Source organism: Paenibacillus silviterrae (genome assembly GCF_030167925.1).
GTDB classification, from domain to species: domain Bacteria; phylum Bacillota; class Bacilli; order Paenibacillales; family NBRC-103111; genus Paenibacillus_G; species Paenibacillus_G silviterrae.
This window is the reverse complement of record NZ_JASKUT010000001.1, coordinates 971,709-986,021: the sequence shown is the minus strand read 5'-3', so window position 1 is coordinate 986,021 and position 14,313 is coordinate 971,709. Positions and strand designations below refer to the sequence as shown.

12 protein-coding genes are annotated in these 14,313 nt (G+C 52.1%); 1 reads left to right on the top strand and 11 read right to left on the bottom strand.

Annotation, left to right across the window (positions count from 1 at the left end):
* Nucleotides 1-164 precede the first annotated feature (164 nt).
* The 9 genes from QMO62_RS04155 to QMO62_RS04115 form a co-directional block, all read right to left on the bottom strand.
* Nucleotides 165-722 carry a hypothetical protein gene (locus tag QMO62_RS04155; RefSeq protein WP_284638849.1) on the bottom strand — a complete coding sequence of 186 codons (558 nt, stop codon included), beginning with the start codon at nucleotides 720-722 and terminating at the stop codon, nucleotides 165-167.
* Between the two features lie 157 nt (nucleotides 723-879).
* The gene (locus QMO62_RS04150) at nucleotides 880-3,183 is read right to left on the bottom strand and encodes a DUF4962 domain-containing protein (RefSeq protein WP_284638848.1); all 2,304 of its coding nucleotides are present in this window, start codon (nucleotides 3,181-3,183) and stop codon (nucleotides 880-882) included.
* Between the two features lie 6 nt (nucleotides 3,184-3,189).
* On the bottom strand, nucleotides 3,190-5,217 hold the full coding sequence (locus QMO62_RS04145) for a heparinase II/III domain-containing protein (RefSeq protein ID WP_284638847.1): 2,028 nt from the start codon (nucleotides 5,215-5,217) through the stop codon (nucleotides 3,190-3,192).
* The gene (locus QMO62_RS04140; RefSeq protein WP_284638846.1) at nucleotides 5,214-5,981 is read right to left on the bottom strand and encodes an SDR family NAD(P)-dependent oxidoreductase; all 768 of its coding nucleotides are present in this window, start codon (nucleotides 5,979-5,981) and stop codon (nucleotides 5,214-5,216) included. Before QMO62_RS04140 ends, QMO62_RS04145 begins: the two co-directional genes overlap by 4 nt.
* On the bottom strand, nucleotides 5,978-7,858 hold the full coding sequence (locus QMO62_RS04135) for a cache domain-containing sensor histidine kinase (protein ID WP_284638845.1): 1,881 nt from the start codon (nucleotides 7,856-7,858) through the stop codon (nucleotides 5,978-5,980). Before QMO62_RS04135 ends, QMO62_RS04140 begins: the two co-directional genes overlap by 4 nt.
* Nucleotides 7,858-8,889, bottom strand: a complete 1,032-nt coding sequence (locus tag QMO62_RS04130; RefSeq protein ID WP_284638844.1) for a response regulator transcription factor — start codon at nucleotides 8,887-8,889, stop codon at nucleotides 7,858-7,860. The genes QMO62_RS04135 and QMO62_RS04130 overlap by 1 nt, the downstream gene beginning before the upstream one ends.
* 207 nt (nucleotides 8,890-9,096) lie before the next feature.
* The gene (locus QMO62_RS04125; protein ID WP_284638843.1) at nucleotides 9,097-10,650 is read right to left on the bottom strand and encodes an extracellular solute-binding protein; all 1,554 of its coding nucleotides are present in this window, start codon (nucleotides 10,648-10,650) and stop codon (nucleotides 9,097-9,099) included.
* Nucleotides 10,651-10,805: 155 nt separating this feature from the next.
* Complete coding sequence (locus QMO62_RS04120) at nucleotides 10,806-11,687, bottom strand: carbohydrate ABC transporter permease (RefSeq protein ID WP_284638842.1); 882 nt, start codon at nucleotides 11,685-11,687, stop codon at nucleotides 10,806-10,808.
* 10 nt (nucleotides 11,688-11,697) lie between these two features.
* Nucleotides 11,698-12,654, bottom strand: a complete 957-nt coding sequence (locus QMO62_RS04115; protein ID WP_284638841.1) for an ABC transporter permease — start codon at nucleotides 12,652-12,654, stop codon at nucleotides 11,698-11,700.
* A gap of 187 nt (nucleotides 12,655-12,841) precedes the next feature.
* On the opposite strand from QMO62_RS04115, the gene QMO62_RS04110 reads away from it, so the two are divergent.
* A complete protein-coding gene (locus tag QMO62_RS04110; protein WP_284638840.1) occupies nucleotides 12,842-13,465 on the top strand; it encodes a YktB family protein in 624 nt (207 codons plus the stop codon).
* A gap of 65 nt (nucleotides 13,466-13,530) precedes the next feature.
* Here the strand turns inward: QMO62_RS04110 and QMO62_RS04105 are convergent, their stop codons facing one another.
* Nucleotides 13,531-13,719 (bottom strand): hypothetical protein, encoded by a 189-nt coding sequence (locus QMO62_RS04105; protein ID WP_284638839.1) that lies wholly within the window; start codon nucleotides 13,717-13,719, stop codon nucleotides 13,531-13,533.
* Nucleotides 13,720-13,734: 15 nt separating this feature from the next.
* Entirely contained in the window at nucleotides 13,735-14,235 is a 501-nt protein-coding gene (locus tag QMO62_RS04100; RefSeq protein WP_284638838.1) for a hypothetical protein, read from the bottom strand.
* Nucleotides 14,236-14,313 lie beyond the last annotated feature (78 nt).

The window sequence follows — 14,313 nt, the reverse complement described above, 5'->3', positions numbered from 1 at the left end:
ACCTCCCTTACTTCACCCAAGCGAATCCGGCTTGCTCCTTACGCATGGGCAAGAGCTTATACCTTTGCTAACCATTATATTGGGCGGCCGCCTGATTGGTTCCCGGCCACGGCGATATTCCCGAAACGAAAAAAAGCAGCCCCCTTCCGGGGCCGCTTCAGCCGTTAGACCTTCCTGTTTTTGCGCAGTATATAAAGGAGCAGTGCAGCGAACAGCAGTCCGACGACAACGGTTCTGTTTCCCGTAATGAAATCCTCCCCGGCACCCGCCCGTTGAAGCGGCTTTCTCCCTTCACCGAGCTGCGCCATATCCTCTGCCGCGGCCATGAGTGCCTTCGTTCTATCGCAAATCGTCGTTTGCAGTCCGTCCTCTCCCTTCCTTGCATACACCACATACTCCGTGTTCTCCGAGAAGGTGAAGCCGCAGCTGGCTGAGCTTGCCGCCGTATAAACCGTTTGCGAGGCCTGCGGCTCCCCCTTCCACACCTGCGAAACCTCGAACGTTACCGCAACCGGATCCGCGGACGAGCGAATAAACCATTTGCCCGAACCTGCGATTTTGACCGCCTTCCCTACAAATACCGCATCCGAGCTCTCAAGGGATTCCTTTACGGACAGAGGCATAGCACAAGAGCAAGCATACACGCGTTCGGGAACGGCACCATACATTAGGCTCAATAGCAGCAGTGCTGCGATAACCAGCTGGAGTCCCTTTCTCTTCATCGCACTTCCTCCTCTACGAATCGGTATTCTTACCAACGTAGACGCTGCGGTCTGCCATTTAGTTACATTCCACGCAAAAAAACCGTCATATCCCCATCGGTTTGCGGCAATCGGCCGATCCCCCGGGAATACAACGGTTTCTGAAACGCATTCGGGCTTAGTAAGCCTTAGGCACTTCGACTTTGCGGGTTACCCCGTTCTCCGTAAAGTAAATGTGTACGCCATGGTCCTGATCATCCATAAAATACGATACGTATTTCGGCTCGTTTTTCTTAATCGGTACCAGCAGTGTTGCGATTCTGTGGCTTCGGGCAGGCTTGGTAGCCGCCTTCAGATGCCAGTGAAGCGGGAGACCTTCGATTTCGGAACAATCCACTCCCGGGAAGCCCTCGGTTTGCGACAGCTCCAGCTCGCCGGAGGAGCAGTACACGAAGCGGCCGTCCAGGTCCGCCTTGTTCCCTTGCAGCTTGAACGTCTGTCCGTTCAGCTTCATCCCGTGTAAGGTCTGGAAAAGCCAATCGACACTGCCCGGCTGGGCCAAGTCAATATGGTCCACCACCACTACATACGACTCGTCGAAGAAATAGAGTTCACGCACATATCGCTCCAGGTAAGGAACATTCTCCTTATAAGCGGCCGTTGCGTTGCTGCGGGAGTAGCCGTAGCCGTCTCGCTGCTCGGCCGCCTCGATGAAGCCGGAGGCCGCCATGTTCAGCACTTTGTTCGTCCCCGCATACTGACCTTGACCGTCGATCAGGATATTGTTCGTCGAGTGCGTCTGCTTCCGCCACTGCATATGCATAGTGCTGCCGAACGCCACGTAATAGCCGCTTTCAATAGCCAGCGGTTCTCCGTAGGCGTGAAGGAGGAAGCCGTTTTGATCGCCGTGGCTGTGGCTGATTGATCCGTACTTGCTGCTCTTGGTCAGCAGCATGATGTGCCGGTCCGGATCGTGCATATTGGCATGGAAGGCGACCCAGTCGATATCCCGGAACCATTTGACCGAAGAAATCGAATTCGCCGTCGGCTCCTCCGCTGCAACCTCCGGATAATCGTGCCGGTATACCATTTCGTCAAAGCGGAAGTCCCACCAGCCGTAGTTGTAAAATTTCAGCTCCGAATCGGTATCGGTCGCCTTCACCTTCTCGAAGTACCACTGATACAATCCGTTGCCCGTCACTCCGGCGAACTGTCGAATGTTAAAGCCTGTCTTGAGGCTTACCGGATCACCCAGCGTAGATTGGTCTCCGAAGCTGGCACGTATCGTATCCGGACTGAAGCAGTACAGCGGGAAATCACCGGTTTTGCTAAAAAACGGACGCTTGTAAAAATCAATGCCGGTATATTTCTTCAGCAGGTTCATCGCTTCAGTGACAAAGGCCATGCCCGTTGTCCAATACATCGGTCCTTCGGCCCAACCGCCGTCCACGCCCCCCCAAGGGCTGTAAAGTCCTGCGTAATATTCCAATGTGTAATCGAGCCACTCTTGAGCTTCGTTTTTTTCCCCCAGCATGGCAATACAGCAAGGGACCAATACGCTGGAAAGGGAACGAACCGCATGGCTGTCAAAAGGAACATGATGGATTTTCGAGCGCTCTATCACATGAAAAGCGACCTGCTCCGTACGCCTCAGCAGATGCTTGCTTACCTCTTCACGCTCCTCGGCGCTAAGATAGTCGTGAAGCCAGTCATAGCCCCATGCCAGTGCGCCGGCGATCCGAAAGGCCGCTTCGTCATTGTAGTCCCGCGACGTCGTTCCTTCGTCATTCCATGAACAAACATGCAGGAGCCAAGCTTTCGCTTTCGCAATGAGCTCTTCATCCTCGAGCACGACGCCGGCAATAGATAGGTGGCGTATCGCGTACAGCGTTTCTTGGCAATCCATATACATCTGCCGCCAAAGCTTTGCCACCCGTTTATTCTCCGGATACGGCAGCGGCTCCTGAATCAGCTCTTTGTTTATCCAGGGCTTAACCGATCGTTCGAAGAACGCATCCCAACCGCAGAAGGAAGGATCCTCCTTGATCTTCTTGCGGAAGGCTGCCAGCTCCGAAGCCTGGAGCCATAACCGGGGATGGGCCTTCTGTGCTCCGGCATACCGATCAGACCTCGACGGAAGCGCTGTAACTGGCAAGCCCTCCTTCACCTCGAACCGCCTTACTGCGCTCCATTCCGTCTGCCCGTCCTCAGTCAGCAATGCATACCGCCAGTAATAAGTCCCTGCAGCAAGTGGTGCGTCGGGCGTATATAAGTTGTATGGAATCGGCTGAATCGTCTTCGTATCCGCCGCTGCAAAGTTTTCAGCAGATGAAATTTGCAGGACGTACCGGTCGTGGTCCAGCTGGGCCGGAATCCAGGTAAACCTTGGCGGATTCTCAATCAATTGCGTCGTCTCGTCCGGTTGGTACTGTACGGTCAGAACCCCGCTTTGGGGCTGATACAAGGGTGCCTTGCTGCTCATGAAGCTTCATCCTCTCCCCGTAATGGTCAAGCCAGAATCCTTGCTTAAGGCTATAGTGAATTGCTCATTACCGCTGGCTACAGTGACTTCCCCGCTGTCACACAGCTTCAATAAAGCTTGCTCTCCTGTGGTATACACATGAAAGAAGCTTGCGGTGCGGCCCATACGCCGGTGCAAAAGCCCCTTTACCCGTTGGCTCGGATCGATCGTGGTGCCCGGCGTTTCGATCTGGTACACTTCATCCTCCGCCTGAACAAGCGCCGTATGATACACTTCCGCACCTGAGGCTAACGTATATCGCAAATACAGCTCCCGATCATCCGTATAACGACCCGTCACGTGCATGAAGGCTCCTCCGTCAATCGGTTCAAGCAATGCTTCAGCAGCCTCTTTCGTGAGCGCTTGCAGCTTGCCTCCTTGCATTGCGGCAGTCGGATGCATCCACCATTCGATGGAGGCCGCTTCCTGCAGCTCCACCTCAAACCAATCCACCAGCACATCGCCCTTGAGAAGCAAATGGCGATCCAGCTGACAGCCGGAATAGGCGTCTGTCGACTGGAGCCAAACGACGGTTGCCTCCACGCCGTTCTCAAACCGTACACACCGTCCGGTATGATGTGCCTGCGTGGCCCCGTCGATGGAAACGGTATTATGGCTGGCCGTCTTGGCAAACCATTGCTTCCGCAGCTCCGAGCCGTAGGGCACCATGCCCATATCGGGCGTTACATCTCCCGAACGATGAGCGAGTGAGACGTGAAGCTTGTCGTCATGACCATGGGAACCGCCATGCGGTCCGAAGTCGGCCAGGAACGAAAGATTCGAATCTGATCGCCGTCCTATCACAAAGCCTGACTCCGCCAGCAGCTGCGAGCCCCGGTCACCGAACGAAGGTTCGACAGGCCACTCACCCGTACCGTACAGCAGTGCTTCCAGGCTGCTGCGAACCGGTTTCCCGCCAAGCTGATGGTAAGCTTCCGCCAGAATCGGGATGAGTCCGCTTAAGCCGTACCTTGCCAGTCCGGCTTCGCAGGTTTCGGCTATTTCACGGGCGTACGGCACACGGGCCATCGGTCCGTCATGCAACGCAGGCAGCATCCCTTGCTCATTGGCAAGCGTGATCAGCAGCTCAAACATACCCTTCAGCGATTGTCCCGCTTCTCTTTGGACGGAGTACAAGTCAATGCCGAAGCGCTCAGCCATTTCCGCCGAAATCATATAAGCTCTCAGAACAAAGATGTGATAATAGACAGAGCCTTCGAACTCGAATTGATCCGGCTTTACACCGATCGTCAGGTGGTGTTTAAAGCCGCCCACTCCCTCGATCAGTTCTTTCAGCTCCTCGACCTGACCCCGGACCGCATAGACACAGGATAAGGAAGCATTGAGCCAGGCGGTGTAGTTGTTCTCCGGATTGTTGCGATCATGAATAAGAATTTGGCGATACTCCTTCATGCTGGATTCCAGCATCGTCAGAAACGTATCCAGCGCCTGGCGCTCCACGGGAGTAAACTCGACCCCCTCATCCAGCAGCAGAAGATACGCCCTAAGCAGTGTTGTCGACCAGATTCCCTCCGTCAGCGCCTGATGGAACGCCCTCCCCTTCAGCATCCAAGGCTGAGCGTCCGGGTGTACCGGATACTTAGGGAACTGCAGTGCATACTCAACCAGCAGCCGCTTGGACAGCACCGCAAGCTCCGCTTCCCGTGTAACCGCATACACCGTTGCCGCCTGCAAGCAATACCGGGCGAGGGACTGGTGCTTAAACACCAGCCACGCCCCGCGGTATGCTTCCCCTTGGATTCGGCAGCCGTAAGGACATGCGATGGCTTCGGGCTCGTTCTCCCGAGGGTCGAATAGCAGCTCCGTGTGATGCTCGGGACACACATATTGGTGCCACCAGCCGCCCGGCTCCTCAGGAATCACAAGACTTCCCGCCGCTTGAAGCGATAACAATTCCTGCCTTAGCGCGTTAACAATGTCATCGGCCCATGTCGTCTTCGCCAGCTTCTCTCCCAAGAATCCTGCCGTCATCATCGCATGAACATCCCGCCGTTGATTTCAATTGTTTCGCCGGTCAAATAGGCGGCAAGATCGGACGCCAGGTACAGAACGGCTCCAGCCACGTCGTCCGGTGTGCCTTCCCGCTTCAGCGGAATGGAGTTAATGGTAGCTTCGCGGGCCGCATCGCTGGTGAACGTCGCGTGGAACATCGTATTGCCGATAAAGCCCGGGGATACATTGTTTACCGTAATGCCGTTTCCGGCTACTTCCTTGGCCAGACCCTTGGAGTAAGCCATGACCGCCGCTTTGCTGGCAGCATAAATGCTGGAGCCCGGACCGCCGCCGTTATGCGCCGCTACAGACGACATATTGACAATGCGCCCGTAGCCTTTCGCCTTCATGCCGCCCAATACTCTTTTGCACATAAATACGGTGCTCTTCATGTTCACATCCATGATCGTATTGTACATGTCAACGGTCATCTCCGCGTTCGGAACACGCTGCACCAGGTGACCGGCGTTATTCACGAGAATGTCCACCGTACCGCCGAACGCCTTCTCCACCTCGCTCACAAGCTTATCGATCTGTTCGAGATCCGTGACGTCCGCTTGCACTAGTACAGCTTCTCCACCCGCCGCGCGAATGGCGTCAACCGTTTCTTGCCCCTGCTGAACATTGCGCAAGCAGTTGACACCCACTTTCGCTCCACTCGCAGCCAAAGCCATAGCAATCGCGCGTCCAATCCCCGCATTCGAGCCTGTTACCAAAGCAATTTTTCCTGTCAAATCGATTTTCATAGTGAACCCTCCGCTGTTTTAATTTGGCCTGTCTTGATTTTAGGCGTTGGAGTGGCCGGCATGACCATCGTGATCCGACTGCCCTGTCCCCACTCGCTATCTATTTGAAGACCATATTGCTCTCCAAAAACCATTTGAATGCGCCGGTGTACGTTCATAATTCCGATGCCGCCCCGGCGCGGTCCTCCTCCGTGATCCTCAGCCAGCTTGTTCAGCTGCAGACGTCTTCGAAGCTCCTGCAGCCGTTCAGGACGAATCCCGGCGCCGTTATCTTCAATGATCACTTGGAAGAGACCGTTCTCCTTCTTCGCATCGATTCGAATATAATGATGCGGCTCAATGCCATCCGGAAACGCATGCTGGAAAATATTTTCCACGATCGGCTGCAGTGTAAGGCGAACCATTTTCTCCAACAGCAATGCCGGCGGAATGGCAACCTCGATCTCAAACTCACGGTCGATACGATGCTGCAGGATGATCATAAAATTACGCACATGATTGAGCTCGTTGGCTACCGTAATTTCCTCCAGATTCGCCTGGATGGAATAACGAAGCATGAAGGCCATGGCATCGACCATCTCTGTGATCTCATCGGAATCCTGAACAATGGCGTAACAGTTGATCGTCTCCAGCGTGTTGTATAGGAAATGCGGGTTGATCTGCAGCTGGAGCGATTGGTATTCCGCACGCTGCCGCTCCAGCTCCGTCTGATGCAGCTCCAGGTCGTGCTTCTGCTGCTGCAGCTCGGCCTGATACACCCGTTCGATCATGTCCGAGAGGCGCGTCACCATCAGATTGTAGCTGTGGATGAGTCCGCCGATCTCGTCGGTGCGGCCGATTTCATCGATATGCTGCCAGTTTCCCTTCTCTGTCTCGCGCATGCTGTCCTTGAGCTCCATAATCGGCGCAACAATGGAGCGTCCGAATTTGGCGGCAAGCCAGAGTGCCGCTATTAAAGTAAGCAAGCCCACGGCTAAGGTCGTCGTACGGATGAAGGATACCGGCTTGCGCATCTCGTCGACAGGCATCGCGACCACCAGATTCCATTTGGAGTAATCCGACTTCCGCGACAGCACCAATCGATTCTCTCCCCCGATGGATTCAACCACGGTCTTGTTCTCCGTCCGAAGAATGCGATTCGCCAGCTCCGGATCCATTTTGGTATCTTTCATGTGAACATCCGGGTGGTAAATGTAGTTCCCCTCATCGTCTACAATGAAGAAGTATCCTTTATTGCCCAGATTCACCAGCTGCCATACCCGGTACAGCTCATCCAGCTTGAATTCGATCGCTACAACCCCGCGGAAGGATTCGCCGTAAGAGGCTCCTCTTACCTTGCGCGCCATCGTGACGACGGTGCCTTTATCCTCAGGACGGATGCTCATATCAAGCAGTACAATCCTGCCGTTATTCGGAGTCGACTGCATCAAGTAGTCGAATTTTTCCGTAACCAGCTCGGGATCAACCGCCGAGAAGTTCTGATTGTCGTAAATAACCGAGCGGCCGTGCTGTCCTACGACATACACCATGTTCAGCTGCTTATAGATGTTATAGATCGAATTGACCGAGTTCTGCACAAATTTTTTGATGACGTCGGAGTAGTAATAGTACTCATATGAATCATCGCGGGATATCTCCATAAACTGCCTTACATCGGTATTCGACGAGAACGAGTTGCTGAACAATTCATAGGTCTGCAAATAAATGTCCGTCTGCGCGGAGGTGCTGTTGATCGTTTGCTCCATGTAGAGCTGCACCTGCTCGTCGATTGCCCGGGAGGATAGAACATAGCTCGCTACCCCGACACTCGTTAGTGAGAGAATGATCACGATAAAAAAGTAACGGTAAAGCTGTGCCGAAAGCGTTCGCTTTTTCATTATTCGATCCCCAGCCTCTGGCGATATTCCGAGGGCAGACAGCCGGTATACTTCTTAAAGGTCTTTGTAAAATGCGGATGGTCCGCATAGCCGACCTCTCCGGAAATATCGGTAATCCGATACTGCGGCTGCTGCAGCAGCTTTTTTGCTTTCTCCATCCTGGCACGGGTCCGGTATTGAACGAAAGTCTCCTGGGTGGATTGCTTGAACAGCTGACTAAAGTAGGAGGCATTTAGCCCGATACGCTCCGCCACCTCCTCCAGCGATACTTCTTCAGCAAGGTGCTCGTCAATGTATCGCTTCGCCTCCTCCACCGGATCCTTGGCTTTGCCTCGGCGCTTGACCCGAAGCTCCTCCAGCCGTCCGTGTATGCTTTGGGCAAACGACTGCCATACCTCCTCCTCGTCCGAGGAGGAACTGAGCATCAGCGATGCTTTGAGATTAAAGACATCTCTCGCATTAAAGGTTTTGGTGAGATGAGCATACATTTCCTCAAGGAGTTCTCTGTAGCGGTTCATTTTCAGATCAAGGGCTTTGAGGTCTTGGCGAATCCCTCCCAGAATACTAGTAAGCTGGGACTCATTCAGAGTCCATACGGCTTCCTCCAGCTCTGCGACCCAAGCTTCCAGCTGGGTAACGGTAACGAAGGATTCCGCCTTCTGCTTCAGACGAACCAGCTTTTCCAGCACATCTTGAATTTTCTTTTTGTTGACCGGCTTCAGCAAATATTCCTTTACCCCGAAGGAAACACATTTCTGCGCATAGGTGAAATCGCTGTAGCCGGAAATGACGACAATGTGGATATCCGCATTCATTTCGTACAGACTGCGGCATAGCTCCAGTCCGTCCATCTTGGGCATGCGAATGTCCGTGAACAAGAAGTCCGGCGCCTCTTCGGCGATAATCTCCAAAGCTTGTACGCCGTTCGTAGCTGTGCGAATGCCGGCGATCGGGATCCCCGACTGCTCCACCAGCTTCTGCAAGCCGCTGCGGATGATAGGCTCGTCATCAACGATCATGATTTTGTACATAGATGCACTCTCCTTTTGAAGCCGCTTCTTAACCTATCATATCAAAAGGCAGATTTACATGCTTGAAGGTAACTCCATCATACCCCGAAAAAACAGGCCGGACTATAGAATGACTTTTCACCTGCTTGTGTTTTTTTTAGGTTTATGTGTGTGCTAAAGAGCAAAAAAGCCGTTCCCCCACTTGCGCAGGGGAACGACTGTGTTGTGTTACTTACGAATCGCGTCGGCTTCGGCGCCGCGGATCTTAAAGTCCTTCTTCGCATCGTAGCGGGCTTGAGCTTCCTTAAGGATATCGTTACCGCCCTTGGACTTCCACTCCTCGATTACCTTCGGCCAATCGGAGATCGGTTCTTTGCCGTACACCATTTTGACCATGTGAGCTAACAGCAGCGGTGCCGGCTCATCGGAGATGGAGGCGGCATCCGGGTTTTTGCCCATTGCCTCCAAGCGAGGATCAAACTCGATACCGCCGCGGCCTTCCTTCGGCAGAATCGTTTCGAACGATTTCAACAGTTCCTTGCCGGCTGGCGTTGCTTCCAGAATCGGCTTGCGGTAAGCATCATCCTTCACCATGTGCAGGAAGCCTGTCAGATAGCGCTGCTCCGCCACTTCCTCCGGTGTCTTCGGCTCTACCGGCAGCGTCGTATCAAACCACTTATCCGCCTCTTGCGTTACCTGCCAATCGAAGAACTTGATGATCGCAGCCGCTCTGTCCTTCGCTTTAGCATTGATCAGGAAGCTTCTTGTAACCGGGGAATACAGGTAGCCGCCTCCCTTGCCGTCCGTACCGACAGGTGAAGGAATGATTTTGATCTTCGCGTTAGGGACATTCGCTTGAAGCTGGGTCTCCCATTGGAGCAGCTCCTGGGCGTTCATTTCCCACATGCCGGCTTTACCGGAAAGAATAATATTCTTGAAGTTCGTCGGGTTGATGGTCGCAAACTCCTTGCTGATCAAGCCTTCATCGAACATCGTTTTGTACGTATTGAGCGCTTTGGTCATATTCTCCACATCGAAGAATTTCGGCTGCACCTTGCCTCCGACAACCTCGAATTGGCTTTGGTACGTATAGACGTCATACGCTCCGAAGAACAGATCCGCATACTTGAACTTCTCGCGGCCCATGAACGGATGCTCTACGCCGATTTTCTTGAAGGCGCGAAGCATATCCATATATTCCTCCACGGTCTTCGGATCCTTCGTTATGCCTGCCTTCTCCATGAGATCGGCACGCACCCATGTTGCGCGGCGGGAGGAGCTGGATAAGAACTCCGGAATTCCGTAGATTTTGCCGTCATACTTCAGCTCTTCCCAAGCCTCTTTCGGAATCACCTTCAGCAGGTTCTGCCCATGCTCCTTAAGCAAGTCGTCCAGAGGGAGGAACACGCCTGCCTGTACCGAGCCTGCGAGCTCCTTGCCGTTGGTGCCTGCGCCTGCTTGCACGACATCAGGAATGTCATTGATGGCGAACATCTGAATCATCTTCTGCTCATAATCCTTATGCGGAATCAGCTTGATGTCCAAATCGACATTCGTTTTCTTCTCCAGCTCTTTGACCCACTTATCGTCATTGATATTGGCATGCTTCTCCACGTAATCGAAGTTCAGCGTACGCATGGAAATCGAAAACTTCGTCGGGCCTGCAGGTGCAGCGCCTCCCTGACCTTGATCCTTCGGAGCGTCCGTATTGCCGGCGCATCCTGCCAAGGTACCGAGTACAAGCGATAAAGCTACGGATGTCGTGACTACCTTCTTTTTCATGCTACCCCTCTTTTCTTTCGTTAGTATGGGTTGATATAGAGAAAGCCATTTGTAATAGCGCTTTCATCATCTACTGTCATTCTACATTTCAGAACAAACTTCAAACAATGGAGTGATTTTGTATGCGCTTGTATTTTCTTTAGATCGGGCTCAGGTTAGCTTTTGACGGAGCCGATCAGCATTCCCTTAATGAAATGACGCTGCAAGAAAGGATATATCAGCAGGATCGGTACGGTTGCGATAAAAACGGTTGCCATTTTGACGCCTTCGGGCGACATGTTCAGCATTTCGCTGTAAAGCGAGCCGTTAGGGTCCATACTCAAGGAGTCCGTGTCGATCATGGCGCGCAGTCTGACCTGAAGAGGCATCAGATTGCGATCATTCAAATAATAGATAGCGCTTTGGTACGAATTCCAGTGATACACCGCATAATAGATCCCCATCGTCGCCATAGCCGGCTTGGACAGCGGAAGGATGATGCGCCAAATAATACCGACCTCCGAGCAGCCGTCGATCCGTGACGAGTCGATCAGCTCATTCGGGATGTTCATAAAGAACGATCTCATCACAAAGAAGTTAAAAGCACTTACGGCATTGGGAATCATGACCGCCCACAAGGAGTTCATCAAGCCCAAATTTTTAATCAAGATAAACTGCGGGATGAGCGGCGCACTGAAGATGATGGTAAACAAGATCATGAGGAGCAAATATTTGCGTCCGACATACTCCTGTCTTGAGAGCGGATAAGCCAGCGACGACGTCATCACCAGGTTAATGGCCGTACCGACAACCGTGATCAGAACGGTAATGCCGAAGGCCCGCAGAATTGTCACATCCTGAAATACATACTGATAGTTAATCCATGTAAAATCGACCGGCAAAAGTCCCACAGAGCCGTTGGTGATCGCCTTCGAGCTGCTTAGCGACTGCGCCAGCACGTTAAGGAACGGCAGGAACATCAGCAGCGACATGATGCCTAAGAACGTCAAGTTAAAAACGTTAAATACTTTTTGGCCTTTAGTAATTCTGTAGTCCATAACGCACCCCCTAGAACAAGCTTTCTCCTGTTGCTTTTTTACTGAACTTATTGGCTGCGAGCAGCATAACGAGACCGACAACCGACTTGAACAGCCCTACCGCCGTAGAATAGCTGTACTCCTGCTGCATCAGACCGACCCGGAAAATGTACGTGTCCAAAATTTCACCGTTCTCGTAAGTGAGCGGGTTAATGAATACCCATACGCGTTCAAAGCCGTAATCGAGGAAATCACCGATTTTGAGCAGGAACAGGATCGTAATGGTCGACATAATCGAAGGAATCGTGATGGCAAGCGTTTGCTGCCAACGGTTCGCTCCGTCCATTTCCGCCGCCTCATAAAGATCAGGGTTTACACCGGCCAAGGCGGCTAAATAGATGATCGTCCCCCAGCCCACTTCCTTCCAGATCCCGGAGCCCACGAGTATGGTCCGAATCATGGAGTTTTCCGCCAGGAAATAGATCGGCTCAAATCCAAGCCACACCAGCGCATGGTTCACGACGCCCGTCGATGGAGAGAAAATACCAACGGCAATTCCGCTGATGATAACCCAAGATAAGAAATGCGGCATGTAGATAACGGTTTGTACAATTTTTTTGTACACCGCGATACGAACCTCATTCAGCAGCAGCGCTACGATAATCGGTGCCGGAAAGGCAAACAGCAGCTCCATCCCGCCGAGTATGACCGTATTTTTCAAAATCCGCAGGAAGTCCGCATGCTGGAACATTCTTTCAAAATGCTTTAACCCTACCCACGGGCTGCCCCATACCCCTTTAAAAATGTTGTAATCCTTGAAGGCAATGAAGGACCCCGCCAGCGGAATGTACTTAAAAATCAAATAGTACAAAATCCCCGGTAATGTGATGAAATAAAGCGCTTTATACTTCCACATGAATCTGAATACGCTGCTATTCTGACTTCGGATGCTTACCTTGTCAGCCGCGCTCACTTTGGCTCCTGCCATGACTCTCACCCTTTTCCTCTTGTCGTAGTTGATGGTTGTTTGTAGTAGTGTTTTACCGTATCTTTATAGTAGACTTTGGCTGTGAAACGGACAATGGACTCGTTATCATTGCCCTTGTGTTTTTTTTAGGTTTTGGTATAGTGGGTAAGCATACAGCTTGTCTGAAACAGGAGGCGTTATTTCGATTATGACTTTTCCAGGCTTTACTCAAGACGATTTCGATGTGTTTACTATACCGGGACTGGAGCCTCGAATGGAGGCGCTCATTGCGAACGTGCGTCCCAAGCTTCATCAGCTGGGCGATCTCGTCGGTCCCCATTTGACCGCCCTTTGCGGAGAAGAAATGTTCCCGCACGTCGCCAAGCATGCAAGGCGCACCATCAATCCGCCTAACGATACTTGGGTAGCGTGGGCTCATAATAAGAAAGGCTACAAGGCCCATCCCCATTTTCAAGTAGGCATGTGGTCCACCCACGTGTTCATCCAGTTTGCGCTGATTTACGAAAGCCCGAATAAAGCAAGCTTCGCGGAGAAGCTGGAGCAGCAGTGGAATACGATTCGGACACAGCTTCCGGCACACTATGTATGGTCTTTGGATCATATGCAGCCAGAAGGGATTCGCCATGAAGAAATGACAGAGGAACGCTTCGCGGATCTGGTACGAAAGCTGAAGCACGTGAAAAAATCGGAAGCGCTGTGCGGTCTGACGATTGATCGGCATGATCCCGTGCTGACCGACGGTAAACAATTCCTTAACGTCGTGGAACGTACATTCGAAACCGTACTGCCTTTGTACCGTCTCTCCTTCTGACACGAAAAAAGCCTGCTTCCCTGCATTCTTATGAAGAACGCTTCGGAAGCAGGCTTTTTGAAATTTTAGCTATTCTTCGTGCGGGTGAAGCCGAATTTGTTGATCAGAAACTCGATCAGGTCCTCTTCCTCCACATCGTCACCTTCAAGAAATTCGTTGATCATTCCGATGAATTGGATTTGCGAGTACTCTTTCTCGTTATAAAGCAGCAGGGTATTTCCTGTGCCCTGTTCTTCGATTTCGTAAGTAAACATCGTTCGTCCCCTCCCTTATCTTCTGGAATACAGATGAATGTTGGCCGTATACTCTTTCACCGTCTCTTCAATCGAGGCCAGCCGCTCCTTCAGCTCTCCCTGCTTCGACAGCTGATGCAGGATAACCTGCGTATAGATGCCGCATTTGTCCGAATCCGATTTGCGTATTTGCTCAAAGTCGTTCAAATACACCGGGATATAGAAGCAATCCAGCGTATTCATCGAGTAAACATAATCCTCCTGATGCTGATCGGACCATGCCTTTAATGCATCATAAAGCCCGCTTAGCGTAATCATTCCGAGTCGGAGCGATCTCCGGGTATTCTCGTGAGCCTCTTCCGTGATATGTCCGGCCTCGAGCTGTTTCGTGTTTCTTTCGTCAAATACATAAAGAACGCCGCCCCACTCGGAAGAAAAGCGCAGCCAAAAGTCGAAATCCTCCGCTTTAATGATAATGCGGATCATTTCATTAAAGACAACGTCCGGGTTGTCTGACAAACCTTTTTTCACACTCATTCATCCCTAACTCCTTATCGGCATAAAAGCTGTCCTTCTTTTTATACCACAAATTTGTGCTTGAAGGGAATGAACGAT

Bases quoted from the DNA above. Each gene is read 5' to 3' on its own strand.
- QMO62_RS04110 (WP_284638840.1), top strand. From the start codon at position 12,842: ATGACTTTTCCAGGCTTTACTCAAGACGATTTCGATGTGTTTACTATA.
- QMO62_RS04150 (WP_284638848.1), bottom strand. From the start codon at position 3,183: ATGAGCAGCAAGGCACCCTTGTATCAGCCCCAAAGCGGGGTTCTGACC.
- QMO62_RS04145 (WP_284638847.1), bottom strand. From the start codon at position 5,217: ATGATGACGGCAGGATTCTTGGGAGAGAAGCTGGCGAAGACGACATGG.
- QMO62_RS04130 (WP_284638844.1), bottom strand. From the start codon at position 8,889: ATGTACAAAATCATGATCGTTGATGACGAGCCTATCATCCGCAGCGGC.
- QMO62_RS04120 (WP_284638842.1), bottom strand. From the start codon at position 11,687: ATGGACTACAGAATTACTAAAGGCCAAAAAGTATTTAACGTTTTTAAC.
- QMO62_RS04125 (WP_284638843.1), bottom strand. From the start codon at position 10,650: ATGAAAAAGAAGGTAGTCACGACATCCGTAGCTTTATCGCTTGTACTC.
- QMO62_RS04135 (WP_284638845.1), bottom strand. From the start codon at position 7,858: ATGAAAAAGCGAACGCTTTCGGCACAGCTTTACCGTTACTTTTTTATC.
- QMO62_RS04115 (WP_284638841.1), bottom strand. From the start codon at position 12,654: ATGGCAGGAGCCAAAGTGAGCGCGGCTGACAAGGTAAGCATCCGAAGT.
- QMO62_RS04155 (WP_284638849.1), bottom strand. From the start codon at position 722: ATGAAGAGAAAGGGACTCCAGCTGGTTATCGCAGCACTGCTGCTATTG.
- QMO62_RS04100 (WP_284638838.1), bottom strand. From the start codon at position 14,235: ATGAGTGTGAAAAAAGGTTTGTCAGACAACCCGGACGTTGTCTTTAAT.
- QMO62_RS04105 (WP_284638839.1), bottom strand. From the start codon at position 13,719: ATGTTTACTTACGAAATCGAAGAACAGGGCACAGGAAATACCCTGCTG.
- QMO62_RS04140 (WP_284638846.1), bottom strand. From the start codon at position 5,981: ATGAAAATCGATTTGACAGGAAAAATTGCTTTGGTAACAGGCTCGAAT.